Below are 15,001 nucleotides of genomic sequence, written 5' to 3'. Positions count from 1 at the left end.
GCAGAGCAAAGTTTGGCGCGGAATCAGGCTCTGCCTGCGATGGGCAGCAGTATCTGACCGGCGGGAGGCTGCGGCAGAGGGTCGCTCCCGGTTATTAAATACGTTATTTTATTACGGGTAACCGGAATGTTTATATTGCATTTAACCGTTTTTATTATTTATTTTTATTTCCAGGATGATGAACATTATTCTTTTTCGTTAATTTAACCAGTAATTAATGAATAAATTTTATTTTTTATTCAATCATGTGTTTTAATTTATGGCGGGATAATAAAATGTGGTGGTAAATTGAAAGTATAAATAAACTAATAGGAGATAAAGTAACGACTATCATAAGTAATTGTAGTTAAAGTGATTTTTTGTTTATTTTTGATAGTTGATTATTGAAGTAATCGTTCGGATTAATCGTTGTATTAATGCGAAAAATTAACGTTAATTAATAGAGTGAAAAAAAAAGGAATAAAAAAATATACAGAGAAATATTTCTTATGGTAAAGTCGGGCTGATTCTTAATAAGAGGTGTCTTTTTTTTAAACAATTACCGTCAGATATGACAATACGGATATTACCTGTCATTCGTTAAGGGGCTTGTTCGCCGCAAATCAGCACAGCAATATAAGAGGTATAACTTTGACCGATATAATTAATACATTAAACGGACTACTCTGGAACCACCTGCTCATCTATTTATTACTGGGTATCGGACTGTACTTCACATTTCGTACCGGATTTATCCAATTCCGTCACTTCGGACACATGTTCAGCGTGCTAAAGCACAGTAAGAAATCGGATAAATCCGGCATTTCCCCGTTTCAGGCACTGTGTACAAGTCTGGCTGCACGGGTGGGGACCGGGAACCTGACCGGGGTGGCGATCGCCCTGACCGCGGGTGGTCCCGGCGCTATCTTCTGGATGTGGGTTGTCGCGCTGATCGGTATGGCGACATCCTTTATTGAAAGTACGCTTGCCCAGCTTTATAAAACCCGTGACGATCAGGGGAATTATCGCGGTGGTCCGGCGTATTATATGGAACGCGGACTGAAAGCCCGCTGGATGGGCGTGCTGTTCTCAATCTTCCTGATTATCGCATTCGGACTGGTCTTTAATGCCGTTCAGGCAAACTCGATTGCTCAGGCGTCCAAAATGGCCTTTGGCGCGGATGCCGGTTATGTCGGTGCCGGTCTGGTGGTTATCTGTGGTGTGATCATTTTCGGCGGCCTGCGCTCCATTGCCCGGGTGGCAGAGCTGGTAGTACCGGTGATGGCGGTTGCGTATCTCATTCTCGCCTTCTGGGTGATGGGGCATTATGCAGAACGCCTGCCGGAAATTTTTATGCTGATTATCAAAAGTGCTTTCGGATTACAGGAGGCGGTTTCCGGTGCTGTCGGTTATGGTGTGGCACAGGCCATGATTAACGGCGTACAGCGTGGTTTGTTCTCGAATGAGGCAGGCATGGGCTCCGCCCCGAACGCTGCAGCGTCTGCGGCACCATTTCCGCCGCATCCTGTTTCTCAGGGGTATGTGCAGATGCTGGGGGTCTTTATGGACACACTGGTTATCTGCAGCGCTACCGCGATGATTATTCTCTCCTCCGGTGTGCTGGATAATCCGCCGGGCGATATCAACGGTATCGAGATCACGCAACTGGCGCTGAGTTCGGTTGTCGGCAGCTGGGGTTCTGTCTTTGTGGCCGTGGCTATCTTCTTCTTTGCGTTTACCTCCATTATTGCCAATTACGCCTATGCGGAAAGCAATATGGTGTTCCTCGAGCACAAACACACCAAAGGGCTGTTTGTCCTGCGCCTGGCTTCACTGGGTATGGTGATGTTCGGGGCATTATCAGAAATGCCGCTGGTCTGGAAAATGGCTGATTTCTCGATGGGACTGATGGCGGTGACAAACCTGATTGCTATCCTGTTGTTGTCCGGCGTTGCATTTAAGCTGGCGAAAGATTATAACCAACAGCGCAAAACGGGAAAATTACCGCAGTTTGATATCAACCTTTATCCTGAAATTCGTAAACAGGTTGAAGACGGCATCTGGGAAGAAACACCGGAACCGCTGGTTGAACAAAAGGTTAACTGACGACGACACCCGCTTTTGCGGGTGTTTTTCTGTATGGGAGAGAATAATGGATAATCCCCGGCTGAAACGGGCGAGGATAACCCGGTGTGATGTGCTTTGAACGCGGGTACATCACCACAGAGCAGCGTTCTGTGGTAACTATTCATCAATAATGAGATTTACCATGAAACAAAAACATTGGTCCGTTTGTGAACGGTTGCATGAAACGGTCACAAATCCGAATATTCATATCAAAGGCACTCACAGCTATTACAGCGACTGCTGGGATAAAGGGTTTGAAGCCTCCGTTGTCCGTTATTTACAGGGCGATGAAATAAGCCGTGACTGGCAGCTCAGCTGGAAAGTCGATGAGTTGTATATCGGGGATTATGTCTGTATCGGTGCAGAAGCCGTGATCCTGATGGGCGGTAATCATACACACCGCCATGACTGGTTCAGCCTGTATCCGTTTCCGGATATTATTGATGAGGCTTATATCGGCAAAGGGGATACCCGGATTGGTGACGGTGCCTGGATAGGCATGCGGGCGATGATTATGCCTGGCGTGACTATTGGTGAGGGCGCGGTGATTGCGGCAAACAGTGTGGTTGTCCGCGATGTGCCGCCATATGCGATTGCCGGCGGTAATCCGGCTGCCGTTATCCGCAGCCGGTTTGATGAAAACACTGTCACGGAATTACTGTCGCTGTCCCTCTATGACTGGCCGCAGGCGAAGTTTGATGCGCTGAGACCGCTGATTTGCTCCGCAGATCTGGCCGGGCTGAAAGCGGCATCAGAACAGTATGACAGGGCACAAAACAGCACTCAGCCGTAAATAGATGATTGAATACCCGCCGCGGCGGGTATTTTTTATCGTGCGTTTTCAGAGCATAGCACTACCGCAATGAAGTCGTCATAATATACTGCTGTGACATAATGTTCGTTATGAATAATACGGTCGTGATATTTCCCGGAAAGGGGCTGTACCGGCACAGTGCCGGATAAAATTGTACAGGATAAAGAAAGATGTGGCGTAGCGTGTGTCTGGTGTGTGCACTGATACTGACAGGATGCAGTAATCAGAGCCGGTATATTGATCATGGTGAATTTATTGTCGATCAGCGGAATATCAAAGAGCCGTGGTTATCCAAACCGAATAATTATCTGGTTTTTCATTATACCGCGCTGAATGATGAGGCATCGCTGCGGGTGCTGACCGCCGGCGGGGTGAGTGTTCAGTATCTGGTGCCGACAATACCGGCGGTGCGTGACGGTAAGCCGGTGGTATTGCAGCTGGTGCCGGAAGGCAGTGAAGCGTGGCATGCCGGAAAGAGTTACTGGCGCGGTGAAAGCAGCCTGAATAAAAGCTCAGTCGGCGTGGAGATTGTTAATCCCGGTACAGTGAAAATGTCTGTCGGGCAGCGCTGGGTGCCGTATCAGACAGCCCAGATAGACCTGATTGTAAAACTGGCACAGGATGTGATCGCGCGGCATAACATTGCACCGCAAAATGTGGTGGGACACAGTGATATTGCACCGCAGCGTAAACTGGACCCGGGGCCGATGTTCCCGTGGGAATATCTGGCGAAACGCGGGATCGGCGCCTGGCCGGACGCGTCTGATGTAAAACATTTTCTCGGAAACCGGCACCCGTCGGATAAAATCAATGCCGGAGAGTTACAGCAGGCACTGAAAAAATATGGCTATGAAATCACCGTAACCGGCAAAATGGATGGTAAAACCCGCAATGTTATCAAAGCATTCCAGATGCATTTCCGCTCTCATAAAGTAAACGGTGAGGCGGACGCGGAAACACTGGCTCTGGTGAAAGCCCTTCTGAAAAAATACGGCGCACAATAACCCTGTTATCTGTCAGGTGAAAAATCATGCTGTTTTGTTATGGTATGAGTATTCACAGGATCAGCACAACAGGAGTGGCAGAATGAAAAAACGCATTCTGAGTGCCGGCAGGCTGATCGGGCTATCCGGTATTATTTTTTTCTCACTGATAACAATGGCAACAGGTATGACAAAAACAGACCGGCCTGATCTGGTTACCGCAGCGGAAAAGGGTGATCTTAATACGGTTCAGCAGTTAATCAGACAGGGCGGCGATATTGAGCAGCGTGATAACCGCCTGCGCACACCGCTGATGGCAGCAGTACACGGTAACCGCACCGAGGTGGCCCGCTATCTGATAGAACAGGGTGCTGATGTGAATGCCGCAGATGCTATTATGGACACGCCGTATTTATATGCCGGTGCACGCGGATCACAGGATATTCTGGAAATGACACTCAGTCACGGGGCCGATCTGAAAAGCACGAACCGTTATGGCGGTACTGCGCTGATCCCCGCATCAGAGCGCGGTCATGTCAAAACAGTGAAGACACTGATTGATGCAGGAGTGAATGTTAATCATGTTAATAATCTTGGCTGGACCGCGCTGATTGAAGCGATCATTCTCGGTGACGGCAGTCAGAAATATGCGGATATTGTCACGTTGCTGATTGAGGGCGGTGCAGATGTTAATCTGCCGGATGCTGCCGGAGATTCACCACTGACTCTGGCAAAACGTCATGGCTACCGTAATCTGGCCGCTATTCTGGAACGGGCAGCGGCACACTAAACAGTAACGTAATAAATAACGGCATAATAAATAACGAAAAAAAAGCCCGGTCAGCGAACCGGGCTTTTTATATCATGCGGCCGTATCCGGCTGCATTTTTGCCGGTTTCATATTGCCGGCAACGAAAGAGATGATAAAGGCAATCACGCCCGGCAGTAACCAGCCGATCCCTTCCTTAAACAGCGGCATCCGGTGTAACACATCCAGGACGTTCTCACTGAGCAGGCCGATATTATTCAGTGTGTCGAAAGCACTCATCACAACCAGTACCGCGACAGTGAAACCGTAGGTAAAGCGCGGATTACGCATTTTACGGCGGGCAAACTGCAGAAAGACCAGTGCAACGGTGGTCGGGTAGATCAGCAGCAGTACCGGGATGGTGACGCGCAGCAGAGTATCGAGGCCGAAGGTGGACACGATGGTGGTCAGCAGTGTGGATACCACCACCCAGAAGCGGTAATCCAGGCGGCGGTTGAATGTCGCGAAGAAATCCGCACAGGCACTGGTTACACCGACAAAGGTGGTCATACTGGCGAGCAGCACAATGCCGCACATCAGCCAGGTGCCGAGCGCGCCGTAAAGGACATCGACATAGCGGGAGAAAATCTGTCCGCCGTTGGTGGCGGTTTGTGACACCATGTCACTGGTTGCGCCCAGATAGAACAGGCAGATGTAGAGTGCAGCCAGCAGGCCGACAGCAATCAGCCCGGCTTTGATGGTAATGATCACCACTTCCTGCGGCGAGGTGATCCCGCGTGATGCCAGTGCACGGGCAACAATGCCGCCGAAGGCCATTGCGGACAGCACATCCATGGTCTGATAACCATCAACAATGCCGGAGAAGAAGGCAAAATCCACATACTGATTGATCGGTTCATTGATCGGGGAAAGTGGCGTGCGCACCACAGCGATCCCCACTGCGACCAGGAGAAACAGCAGTGCCGGGGTCATGAACTTACCGATAGCACTGATCATCGTTCCCTGTTTGAGCATAAAGAACATGGAAACGAAGTTAAAGACAAAGGCAAAAATCAGATGGCTGGCCGTGCTTTTCTCAACCAGACCGAGCGGCAGAAAACCCAGCTCATACGCGGTATTGGTCACACGCGGCATGGCGAAAGTCGAACCGAGGATCAGATAGAGTGCCACCCAGAATGTCACTGAAACCCAGCGCGGCAAGTCAACTGACAACCGCTCACCACGGCCTTTGGCCGCAACGGTAATCAGGGTGATAAACGGCAGAACCACACCGGTGACGATAAATCCGAGGGAGGCACTGAACCAGTCAGTCCCTGAGTGATAGCCCGCCATCGGCGGAAAAATTATGTTGCCCGCACCCAGGAAAAGTGCAAAAACCATCATCCCGAGAACGAGCATGTCTTTTGTTGAAAACATAAAACAACCTGTACATGTTAAAATTAAATACTGTGATTTAGTTATTTTTTAAATGAAACAGTTAAAATAGTAACAAAATGCAGGTTGATTGAAAGACTCAAAAGAGTAAACGGGACAAATTCATTAATTAGGGGAATTTGAAAAAATATAATCCCGGTCACACAAACTTTTCTATGGCAGCAGCCACACCATCTTCATCATTAGAGGTCGTCACAAATCCGGCTTTTTGCTTAATGTGGTCAGCCGCATTGCCCATGGCAACACCCACACCAGCGTACTCCAGCATAGAAATATCATTGTTCTGATCGCCGATACACATGACTTTGTCCGGTGTCAGCCCCAGTTTTTCGGTAATTAGCGCCACGGCCCGGCCTTTGGTGGCACTTTTTGCAGAAATCTCCACAAAATGCGGTGCTGTCCGCAGAATATTGTAACTGTCAAACGAAACCTGCGGGATATAACCGGCTGCTTCATTCAGACGTACAGGGTTATCAACCATCATAAATTTGCTGAACTGCATTTCGCTGTCCATTTCCGCCAGCGGGCAGTAGTGCAGTGGTGTCCGAGTCAGGTAAGCATCCATCAGGGTGTAGTGGCTGATATCGCGGTTGGTGGTAAACATCTCACCATTACTCAGTACATGGAAATGGACGTTTATATCGCGGGCCAGTGCCTCAAAATAGCGGTAATCCTCAAAATCCATCAGTGTTTCAATCACCGGTTCGCCGGTTTCAGCGTCGTGAATAACCGCGCCGTTATTGCTGATGCAGTAATGATCTGCTTTATCCAGCCCGAGTTCCCTCAGATAGGGCAGAATGCCGTTAAACGGGCGGCCGGATGTCAGGATGATATGCAGACCTTTTTCTTTTGCGCGGGTAACAGCAGCACTGACTGCGGGGGTAATCTGATGGTGAGCATTAAGCAGGGTGCCATCGAGGTCAATGGCGATAAGTTTTACAGACATGCTGGCTCCTGAAACAGCGGAATGCACCACTGATTGTACTGCGGCAGGGATTTGCCCTGCCGATCTGAATGCTGAATATGATAGTTGAAATCATATGGCTAAATATAGTTCTGTTATTAATTGTTTAAGTTGCCTTAGTTACAGTCATGACTGAAATGCCACGGCTCTTTGATATCCAGGGTGATATCAGGATTCTGGCGGTAGTCGTAGGGGGTGATGTTATATTCTTTGCGAAACATATAGGTAAAATGAGATTGCGACCCGAAACCGAAATCAAGGGCAATATCAAAGATAGTCTGTTCACTCTGGCGCAGGGCGTTAACAGCACCGGCCAGACGACGCTGGCGAATGTACTTGCCGAGAGAGATGCCGGCAACTTCTTTGAAGATCTTCTGCATATGCCAGAGCGAGTACCCGGAATAGGCAGCCAGTTCTTCGAGGTGGATAACACGACCCGTGTGGTTTTCTATCCATTTACTAAGAGCGCACACAAGTGCGACGTGATTATCTTGCGGCATGACGATTTCGACTCAGTTTCAGGGTTTTCCAAGTATACAAGTTTATTTCATTATGACAAAACAGGGTGTTATCTGTTTATGCGCTTCCTGCTGATGAAATGAATTTTTTTGTGAAACAGCACCCTCTATCCGCTAAAGTATGTGCCGGTACCCGAATGTAACGAACTCTTTTAAACAGGTATAAATCAGATGAAAATAGGCAAAACATGAAAAAAATCATAATTATCCTGCTGCTGATTGTCGCCGGTGTGTTTTTTTATATCGCGGCCCTCGATAAGTATTGTGATCAGCGCGAGGATTTTATGCTGGGAATCTGTGAGATTACGAAATTTATTCCGTCAGACAAGGGCTGAGTTTTGCCTTTTCCCTCTGATTATCTTGTTGCTAACGGTATTCAAGGCAGCAAAATGATGTTTTAATAACGGCCTTAAACTTTTCAGGATGCAGCGATGCACAACGCAGAATAATAATATAGCCGTTACAGAGGATATAATGTCAGAAGTACAGCAGGAGCAGACGCTCAAGCGCGGTTTAAAAAACAGACACATACAGCTTATCGCATTGGGTGGTGCTGTGGGGACGGGGCTGTTTCTGGGAACAGCAACAACGATTCAGATGGCGGGGCCTTCTGTCCTGCTCGGCTATGCAGTTGCCGGGTTTATTGCATTTCTGATCATGCGCCAGCTTGGCGAAATGGTGGCGGAAGAGCCGGTTACCGGGTCATTCAGCCACTTTGCGCATAAATACTGGTGTGGTTTTGCCGGTTTCTTATCCGGCTGGAACTACTGGGCGATGTTTGTTCTGGTCGGTATGGCCGAACTGACCGCAGTCGGTGAGTATATTAAATTCTGGTGGGACGTCCCGACCTGGATTTCTGCCGCTGTTTTCTTTGTGCTGATAAACCTGATAAACCTGGTGAATGTTAAGGTTTACGGGGAAACTGAATTCTGGTTTGCCATGATCAAAGTGGTGGCCATTCTCGGTATGATTGCCTTTGGTGCTTATCTGCTGATCAGCGGTAGCGGCGGCCCGCAGGCGTCAGTCAGTAACCTCTGGGAGTTCGGCGGGTTTATGCCGCACGGCTGGGGTGGCCTGATCTTCGCGATGGCAATCATCATGTTCTCCTTCGGCGGCCTTGAACTGGTCGGTCTGGCGGCAGCAGAAGCGGAAAACCCGCGCTACAGTATTCCGAAAGCCATTAATCAGGTGGTTTATCGTATCCTGATTTTCTATATCGGCTCTATTACCGTTATCCTCTCACTCTATCCGTGGACAAAAATTGTCGAGAACGTCAGCCCGTTTGTGCTGATCTTCCGTGAAATCGGCCATACCTTTGGTGCGGCGGATTCGTTACAGGGGAATATCAATCTGTGGATTGCCCATGTGCTGAACGTGGTGGTACTGACCGCTGCACTCTCTGTATACAACAGCGGTGTTTACAGTAACAGCCGGATGCTCTACAGCCTGGCACGTCAGGGAAATGCGCCTTCATTCCTGCAACGTATCAGCCCGCGTGGTGTACCGGTTAACTCGATTATTCTGTCCGGCCTGGTCACCTCTGCGGGGATACTGATCAACTACCTCCTGCCGAAAGAGGCGTTCTCCCTGCTGATGTCGCTGGTAGTCACCACACTGGTGATTAACTGGATTATGATTTGTATCTCTAACCTGAAATTCCGTCAGGCGAAGATGAAAGAGGGCGTGGAGCCGTTCTTTAAGGCGCTGTGGTATCCGTGGGGCAACTATATCTGTCTTGCATTCCTGGCCTTTATCCTGGTGCTGATTGCGCTGATGGACGGTTTGCGGATTTCTGTGATCCTCCTGCCGTTCTGGATTGCTTTCCTGTGGCTGACATATCGTTATTATGAGCGCCGCCGTGCAGCGAAAGCCTAATCATTCTTTCAGACAATAAAAAAACCGGGGAAAATCCCCGGTTTTTTTATGTTCAGCAAGACTTAAAACTGCCAGCGGGCCCACATAAACAGGACGTTACCGTTATTGTAGGTACCGGGAATATAGGTCGCCTGAATCGCCAGACGGTTATATTCCACGGAAGCCAGCGGCAGCGGTACCGGGATCGGAATATAGTGATAATCATCCCGCGCGGTCACACCAATCGTAAAGCCGACACCGGCTTTGAAGCCATCCTGCCCCTGCGGCATCCACATCTTCTGGAATCCGTAACCGACGATAGGTTCCCATTTGTTGTGTGAATCCTTAAATGCCATGGCGTACAGACTGTGCCAGTCGTTATCCTCATCATAGTAGGATTTGCCGAACCCGGCTCCCCACGGCTTTTCATTGTAGGTATCGGTTTTTTCTTTGTCGTAGGTCAGACGGTTATGCCAGGTCCAGAACGGGACATAGAGATCGTACTGGTCTGATTGCCAGACATTGGTGACATTGCGTTTAAATGTGCCCCAGAGTCCTTCTGAAGTTGCCGCATCATTGGTGACGCTGTCATTTTTTTGTGTGTCCTGTTCCTGCGCTGCTGCGGGCTGTGAAACCATCAGCAGGGAGGTAAGCGTCAGGGCGCCGGCCGTGCTTAAAGAAAGCTTCATGAATAACTCCTGGTGTGACGATAATCATTTATCCTAAAACGATTATTCTGCTCATAACAAAGAATTCGAATTAATAGATAACAATTATAATAACATAGATTTCATATTGTTTTTATACTGCTGATACGGCTTAAATCTAAACAAAATATCAATGAAGAGTGGTAATAAGCAGATTCTTAGTATGGAAATAATGAAGCAAGACAGCTTATCGTTCTTGCAGGAAAAGAACAAAGTTGTAATTTCTTTATATGTTTAAACACAAGCGGTTATCAATTTTGCGTATAAATTTATCGGAACATGTTATTAATATTTCTAAATATGTGCACCAGATCTTCCCGCTGAAAAAATCGCTTGATTTCCGACCTGTCCTATGTGATAACTCAAATGGGTAAACGAGGTACGCTTCTGTTTTTTAAGCAGTAACGACTAGTTTGTATATCGCCGGTTATCGGCAAATTTGTAGGATAGGAATTTTATCAATGGCTAAACTTAAAGGCACTGTTAAGTGGTTTAACGAATCAAAAGGTTTTGGTTTCATCACTCCAGCTGATGGCAGCAAAGACGTGTTCGTTCACTTCTCTGCAATCATGACCGATGGTTTCAAAACACTTGCTGAAGGCCAACAAGTTGAATTTGAAGTGCAGGATGGTCCTAAAGGCCCAGCTGCTGCCAACGTCACTAAAGCATAATTATCTCCGGCAGCACTGCCTCTGATAGTTGGTTTTACCAGCGTGGTTAACGCGACAGCCTGATAGCCGTTTAATAACGAGTGTATATCACTGACGCAAATTCAGACCCTGTGCCCTTGCGGGCATGGGGTTTTTTATTGCCTGTTCTGCGGTGGTTTCCTGTCACCGGATGCGTATAATTCACTATACAGAGCGCCACAGCAAAACAGGAGATATCAGGGTGAGAATCAACGCATTAACCATTGCAGGAACCGACCCGAGCGGCGGTGCGGGTATTCAGGCGGATTTAAAAACCTTTTCCGCACTGGGCGTTTACGGCACCACGGTGATGACAGCGCTGGTGGCACAAAATACCTGCGGCGTGAACTCAGTCCATTCTGTTCCGCCTGAGTTTATCGGGGCACAACTGGATGCGGTACTGACGGATGTCAAAATTGACAGTGCCAAGATTGGCATGTTGTCTGACGGCGGCGTGATCCGCATCGTGGCTGAGAAACTGTGTCAGTACCCGGTGCCGTATGTGGTACTGGATACGGTGATGCTGGCGAAAAGCGGTGATCCGCTGCTGAAAGCTGATGCGGTTGATTTATTGATCTCTGAACTATTACCCCACGTTTCGATTATCACTCCCAATCTTCCCGAAGCGGCCGCGTTGCTGAAAACAGCAGTTGCCACAGATGAAAAAATGATGCAGCAGCAGGGCGAGGCGCTTATGGCTGCCGGGGCAAACGCGGTACTGCTGAAAGGCGGTCATCTGGATAACGCCGAAAGCCCTGACTGGCTGTTTCTGCCGGAAGGCCGTCACCGCTTTACCTCTGTCCGTATCCCGACCAAAAACAGTCACGGCACCGGCTGCACATTATCGGCGGCAATGGCAGCACTGCGGCCGCAGTGTGCGGACTGGGCGGAAACCACAGAGGCCGCAAAACAGTATCTGCACGGAGCACTGGCTGCGGCAGATAGTCTCGAAGTAGGGCACGGACATGGTCCGGTTCACCATTTTTATCAGTGGTGGTGATATCGCACGGTAATTCGTGTATATTGCGCGCTTTTCAGGGGGGAAGATATGGAAACGGGTTCATCTGTGCGTCTTAATAAATACATCAGCGAAAGCGGCATCTGCTCCCGCCGGGATGCAGACCGCTATATTGAGCAGGGATTAGTCCTGATCAACGGCAAACGTGCGGCTATCGGCTCACAAGTGGTGCCGGGGGATGTGGTTAAAGTCAACGGTCAGCTGATTGAAGCGCGGGAGCAGGATGACCTGGTTCTGATTGCCCTCAATAAACCGGTGGGTATTGTCAGTACCACCGATGAGGGTGAGAAAGACAATATTGTTGATTTCGTCAATCACAGCACCCGTATCTTCCCTATCGGCCGCCTAGATAAAGACTCTCAGGGGTTGATTTTCCTGACCAACCACGGCGATCTGGTGAATAAAATTCTGCGTGCCGGAAATGACCACCAGAAAGAGTATGTGGTAACGGTCAATAAACCAGTCACGGATGATTTTATCCGTGGTATGGCGGCAGGTGTGCCGATCCTCGGTACGGTAACCAAAAAATGCAAAGTGAAGCAGGAAGCGCCGTTTGTTTTCCGCATCACACTGGTTCAGGGTCTGAACCGTCAGATCCGCCGGATGTGTGAACATTTCGGCTATGAAGTGACGAAACTCGAGCGCGTCCGTATCATGAATATCAGCCTGACCGGGATTCCGGTGGGCGAATGGCGTGATTTAACGGATGATGAGCTGGTTGAGCTCTTTGATGCGATTGAAAAATCCTCATCCGAAGATAAAAAAGCCAAAAAACCGGCCGCGAAACCGCAGAAGCGCGATAACAAAATCAAGGTTGCTCCGCCGGTTTATCCGGGGTCAGACAAACAGCAGAAGAAGAAAGAGAGCAGCAGCGATAATAACCGCCAGCGCTTTGCGCAGGCAGGGCGGAAGAAGAAGAAACGCTGATAAAACGGAGCCCGGCTCCGCGGACAACGGGCAAAACGAAAAGTCGCTGTAAATACATCCATGTAAGCTCAGGCGCGTCATCCATGGCGCGCATGCTTTTCGTTCGCCTGCCCGTTACCACGAATCCCTCAGAATCCGCAGAATGGGTTTGTTATCAGGCAATCGTCACTTTCTTATCGAGATACACATCCTGCACTGCATTAATCAGTGCCACCCCGTCTTTCATCGATTTCTTAAAGGCTTTACGGCCGAGGATCAGCCCCATACCGCCGGCACGTTTGTTGATTACTGCAGTACGGACGGCATCAGTGAGGTCATTATTACCGGATGCACCGCCGGAGTTAATCAGCCCCGCACGGCCCATATAGCAGTTCGCCAGCTGATAACGGACCAGATCAATCGGGTTATCGGTGGTCAGTGTGCTGTAAACGCGTTCATCAGTATGGCTGAAACCGATAGCTTTAAAGCCGCCGTTGTTCTCTGCCATCTTCTGTTTGACGATATCCGCGCCGATTGTCGCCGCAAGGTGGTTTGCCTGGCCGGTTAAATCGGCACTGGCATGATAATCCACGCCATCTTTTTTGAATGCCGGGTTACGCAGGTAAGCCCACAATACCGTGACCATTCCCAGTTCATGCGCACGTTCAAAAGCTGCTGAGATTTCCTCAATCTGACGGCGGGATTCCGGTGAACCGAAATAAATTGTCGCCCCGACAGCCACTGCACCCATTTCAAACGCCTGCTCAACACTGGCGTACAGTGTCTGATCATACTGCGCAGGCAGGCTGAGGGTTTCATTGTGGTTGATTTTGACGAGGAACGGGATGCGGTGTGCATAACGGCGGGCAACAGAAGCCAGTACGCCGTAAGTGGATGCCACACAGTTACAGCCCGCTTCGATAGCCAGCTCAACAATATTTTTCGGATCAAAATAGAGCGGATTGGCCGCAAAAGAGGCCGCGGCAGAGTGTTCTACGCCCTGATCCACCGGCAGGATGGAAAGATAACCGGTTCCCGCCAGACGACCGTGATTAAACAGCGACTGCATAGAGCGCAGCACGGTATTCGGCCGGTTATTGTCAATCATCACGCGGGTGACAAAGTCATCGCCCGGCAGATAGAGATTGTCTTTGGGAATAGTGGTGCAGGTGTGTTCAAGAAGAGATGATGCATCATTGCCTAACAACTTAACGATATCAGTCATGGTATGTAAACTCCGATTCCTGTAGCGTGTTATAAAATTGTCACGGATTGTCGTGGATTGTGTTTAAGATAACAACCCGCAGTGTGGCGGTAACCGGCACTGGATCGCTTCAGGCAGCACGGAAAAGGTGAATTGCTGACCAGTCAGCGGTTCGCCATCGAGATTAAACACCATCTCATGTGCCGCGCTGATGGTGATCCGTCTGCTGCTTTTCATAATGACGCCTTCCGCTTCACCGTCATTAAACAGGCTGTTCCAGAGTGAACGCGGCCAGTTGCGTTCCGGCAGGATACTCAGGTTCAGCAGCCCGTCATTGATCCGCGCATCCGGGCACAGCTTGTGTCCGCCGCCCGCCTGGCAGCCGTTGCCGACACCAATCACCAGTGCGTCATCCTGCCAGTGGAAATCATCACAGCTGATGGTGCAGTGATCGGCTTTCAGTAAATCGCTGCGGGTCAGTCCGTGGAGAAAATAAGCGGCGCCGCCGAAGGTGCTTTTCAGCGCTTCCGGGGTATCGGTGGTGATTTTCGGGCCGAACCCGCCGGTGGCCATATTGATGAAATAGTGAGATTCATTGATGCAGCCGATATCGATAGCGATGGAACTGCCTTTAGCGGCCAGAAGCAGGGCTTTGGTTTTATCTGCCGGAATACCCGCCGCAGCGGCAAAATCATTAGCGGTGCCGAGCGGCAGAATGCCGAGAACAGGACGCTCCTCAGCCGGATATGACATCAGTGCGCTGCATACGGCATTAATTGTGCCGTCGCCCCCCGCGGCAATCACGGTTGCTGCGTTCAGGTGGTGCGCTTCGCGGACAAAGCGCGGAATATCCTCCGCTTCCCATGTTACCCGCACCTGAATATCTTCACCGCTGTCCCGCAGGCAGCTGACAGCCTGACGAATACCATCATCACCGGCACGTTTTCCGTTAAGAATCACTATATGCGTTTCCGCCATATTACTCTCCGTGTTCAGATTTCGTCTTTTAAAGATAACAAACACGGACGGATTCTG

At 49.5% G+C, this 15,001-nt stretch carries 15 protein-coding genes; 9 read left to right on the top strand and 6 right to left on the bottom strand.

What is annotated here, in order from left to right; genetic code table 11:
• The first annotated feature begins 630 nt into the window (after nucleotides 1-630).
• The 4 genes from AAZR23_RS07460 to AAZR23_RS07445 all read left to right on the top strand — a co-directional run bounded on the left by AAZR23_RS07460 (nucleotide 631) and on the right by AAZR23_RS07445 (nucleotide 4,693).
• A complete protein-coding gene (locus tag AAZR23_RS07460) occupies nucleotides 631-2,085 on the top strand; it encodes an alanine/glycine:cation symporter family protein (RefSeq protein ID WP_046893292.1) in 1,455 nt (484 codons plus the stop codon).
• 163 nt (nucleotides 2,086-2,248) lie between these two features.
• Nucleotides 2,249-2,899, top strand: a complete 651-nt coding sequence (locus tag AAZR23_RS07455) for a CatB-related O-acetyltransferase (protein ID WP_046893291.1) — start codon at nucleotides 2,249-2,251, stop codon at nucleotides 2,897-2,899.
• Between the two features lie 191 nt (nucleotides 2,900-3,090).
• Nucleotides 3,091-3,924 carry an N-acetylmuramoyl-L-alanine amidase gene (locus tag AAZR23_RS07450; protein ID WP_218426247.1) on the top strand — a complete coding sequence of 278 codons (834 nt, stop codon included), beginning with the start codon at nucleotides 3,091-3,093 and terminating at the stop codon, nucleotides 3,922-3,924.
• Between the two features lie 82 nt (nucleotides 3,925-4,006).
• Entirely contained in the window at nucleotides 4,007-4,693 is a 687-nt protein-coding gene (locus AAZR23_RS07445; protein WP_434691583.1) for an ankyrin repeat domain-containing protein, read from the top strand.
• 72 nt (nucleotides 4,694-4,765) lie between these two features.
• Here AAZR23_RS07445 and brnQ read toward each other — a convergent pair whose 3' ends face one another.
• The 3 genes from brnQ to AAZR23_RS07430 all read right to left on the bottom strand — a co-directional run bounded on the left by brnQ (nucleotide 4,766) and on the right by AAZR23_RS07430 (nucleotide 7,570).
• Nucleotides 4,766-6,088 carry a branched-chain amino acid transport system II carrier protein gene (gene brnQ, locus AAZR23_RS07440; RefSeq protein ID WP_218426245.1) on the bottom strand — a complete coding sequence of 441 codons (1,323 nt, stop codon included), beginning with the start codon at nucleotides 6,086-6,088 and terminating at the stop codon, nucleotides 4,766-4,768.
• A gap of 157 nt (nucleotides 6,089-6,245) precedes the next feature.
• Nucleotides 6,246-7,052, bottom strand: coding sequence for a sugar-phosphatase (gene yidA / locus AAZR23_RS07435; RefSeq protein ID WP_218426244.1), 807 nt, complete (start codon nucleotides 7,050-7,052; stop codon nucleotides 6,246-6,248).
• A 134-nt stretch (nucleotides 7,053-7,186) separates the two neighbouring features.
• A complete protein-coding gene (locus AAZR23_RS07430; protein ID WP_046893286.1) occupies nucleotides 7,187-7,570 on the bottom strand; it encodes a helix-turn-helix domain-containing protein in 384 nt (127 codons plus the stop codon).
• A gap of 206 nt (nucleotides 7,571-7,776) precedes the next feature.
• Here AAZR23_RS07430 and AAZR23_RS07425 point away from each other — a divergent pair, with 206 nt between their 5' ends.
• Together AAZR23_RS07425 and AAZR23_RS07420 are read left to right on the top strand one after the other, a co-directional pair.
• Nucleotides 7,777-7,923, top strand: coding sequence for a PhoP/PhoQ regulator MgrB (locus AAZR23_RS07425; RefSeq protein ID WP_025154858.1), 147 nt, complete (start codon nucleotides 7,777-7,779; stop codon nucleotides 7,921-7,923).
• Nucleotides 7,924-8,062: 139 nt separating this feature from the next.
• Nucleotides 8,063-9,463: an amino acid permease gene (locus AAZR23_RS07420; RefSeq protein WP_107678867.1), complete on the top strand. Its 1,401-nt coding sequence runs from the start codon at nucleotides 8,063-8,065 to the stop codon at nucleotides 9,461-9,463.
• A 62-nt stretch (nucleotides 9,464-9,525) separates the two neighbouring features.
• Here the strand turns inward: AAZR23_RS07420 and pagP are convergent, their stop codons facing one another.
• Complete coding sequence (gene pagP / locus AAZR23_RS07415) at nucleotides 9,526-10,131, bottom strand: lipid IV(A) palmitoyltransferase PagP (protein WP_046893284.1); 606 nt, start codon at nucleotides 10,129-10,131, stop codon at nucleotides 9,526-9,528.
• Between the two features lie 479 nt (nucleotides 10,132-10,610).
• Here pagP and cspE point away from each other — a divergent pair, with 479 nt between their 5' ends.
• The 3 genes from cspE to rluF all read left to right on the top strand — a co-directional run bounded on the left by cspE (nucleotide 10,611) and on the right by rluF (nucleotide 12,783).
• Entirely contained in the window at nucleotides 10,611-10,820 is a 210-nt protein-coding gene (gene cspE / locus AAZR23_RS07410) for a transcription antiterminator/RNA stability regulator CspE (protein ID WP_004239901.1), read from the top strand.
• A gap of 220 nt (nucleotides 10,821-11,040) precedes the next feature.
• Nucleotides 11,041-11,838 (top strand): bifunctional hydroxymethylpyrimidine kinase/phosphomethylpyrimidine kinase, encoded by a 798-nt coding sequence (thiD, locus tag AAZR23_RS07405; protein WP_434691579.1) that lies wholly within the window; start codon nucleotides 11,041-11,043, stop codon nucleotides 11,836-11,838.
• A gap of 48 nt (nucleotides 11,839-11,886) precedes the next feature.
• On the top strand, nucleotides 11,887-12,783 hold the full coding sequence (gene rluF, locus AAZR23_RS07400) for a 23S rRNA pseudouridine(2604) synthase RluF (RefSeq protein WP_054425886.1): 897 nt from the start codon (nucleotides 11,887-11,889) through the stop codon (nucleotides 12,781-12,783).
• 154 nt (nucleotides 12,784-12,937) lie between these two features.
• On the opposite strand, the gene fbaB is transcribed toward rluF, so the two are convergent.
• Nucleotides 12,938-13,987, bottom strand: coding sequence for a class I fructose-bisphosphate aldolase (gene fbaB / locus AAZR23_RS07395; RefSeq protein WP_434691577.1), 1,050 nt, complete (start codon nucleotides 13,985-13,987; stop codon nucleotides 12,938-12,940).
• A 63-nt stretch (nucleotides 13,988-14,050) separates the two neighbouring features.
• Nucleotides 14,051-14,944, bottom strand: a complete 894-nt coding sequence (gene yegS, locus AAZR23_RS07390; RefSeq protein WP_230061138.1) for a lipid kinase YegS — start codon at nucleotides 14,942-14,944, stop codon at nucleotides 14,051-14,053.
• Between the last annotated feature and the right edge of the window lie 57 nt (nucleotides 14,945-15,001).

The organism is Morganella sp. Je.2.23, from assembly GCF_051129855.1.
Taxonomy (GTDB): domain Bacteria; phylum Pseudomonadota; class Gammaproteobacteria; order Enterobacterales; family Enterobacteriaceae; genus Morganella; species Morganella sibonii.
The sequence above is the reverse complement of the archived record's forward strand: the minus strand, read 5'-3'. Positions and strand labels throughout refer to the sequence as shown.

What these genes read in the sequence shown, in the direction of transcription:
- AAZR23_RS07445 (WP_434691583.1), top strand. Translation starts at nt 4,007, where the DNA reads ATGAAAAAACGCATTCTGAGTGCCGGCAGGCTGATCGGGCTATCCGGT.
- AAZR23_RS07425 (WP_025154858.1), top strand. Translation starts at nt 7,777, where the DNA reads ATGAAAAAAATCATAATTATCCTGCTGCTGATTGTCGCCGGTGTGTTT.
- fbaB (WP_434691577.1), bottom strand. Translation starts at nt 13,987, where the DNA reads ATGACTGATATCGTTAAGTTGTTAGGCAATGATGCATCATCTCTTCTT.
- brnQ (WP_218426245.1), bottom strand. Translation starts at nt 6,088, where the DNA reads ATGTTTTCAACAAAAGACATGCTCGTTCTCGGGATGATGGTTTTTGCA.
- cspE (WP_004239901.1), top strand. Translation starts at nt 10,611, where the DNA reads ATGGCTAAACTTAAAGGCACTGTTAAGTGGTTTAACGAATCAAAAGGT.
- yegS (WP_230061138.1), bottom strand. Translation starts at nt 14,944, where the DNA reads ATGGCGGAAACGCATATAGTGATTCTTAACGGAAAACGTGCCGGTGAT.
- AAZR23_RS07430 (WP_046893286.1), bottom strand. Translation starts at nt 7,570, where the DNA reads ATGCCGCAAGATAATCACGTCGCACTTGTGTGCGCTCTTAGTAAATGG.
- AAZR23_RS07420 (WP_107678867.1), top strand. Translation starts at nt 8,063, where the DNA reads ATGTCAGAAGTACAGCAGGAGCAGACGCTCAAGCGCGGTTTAAAAAAC.
- pagP (WP_046893284.1), bottom strand. Translation starts at nt 10,131, where the DNA reads ATGAAGCTTTCTTTAAGCACGGCCGGCGCCCTGACGCTTACCTCCCTG.
- yidA (WP_218426244.1), bottom strand. Translation starts at nt 7,052, where the DNA reads ATGTCTGTAAAACTTATCGCCATTGACCTCGATGGCACCCTGCTTAAT.
- AAZR23_RS07450 (WP_218426247.1), top strand. Translation starts at nt 3,091, where the DNA reads ATGTGGCGTAGCGTGTGTCTGGTGTGTGCACTGATACTGACAGGATGC.
- rluF (WP_054425886.1), top strand. Translation starts at nt 11,887, where the DNA reads ATGGAAACGGGTTCATCTGTGCGTCTTAATAAATACATCAGCGAAAGC.
- AAZR23_RS07455 (WP_046893291.1), top strand. Translation starts at nt 2,249, where the DNA reads ATGAAACAAAAACATTGGTCCGTTTGTGAACGGTTGCATGAAACGGTC.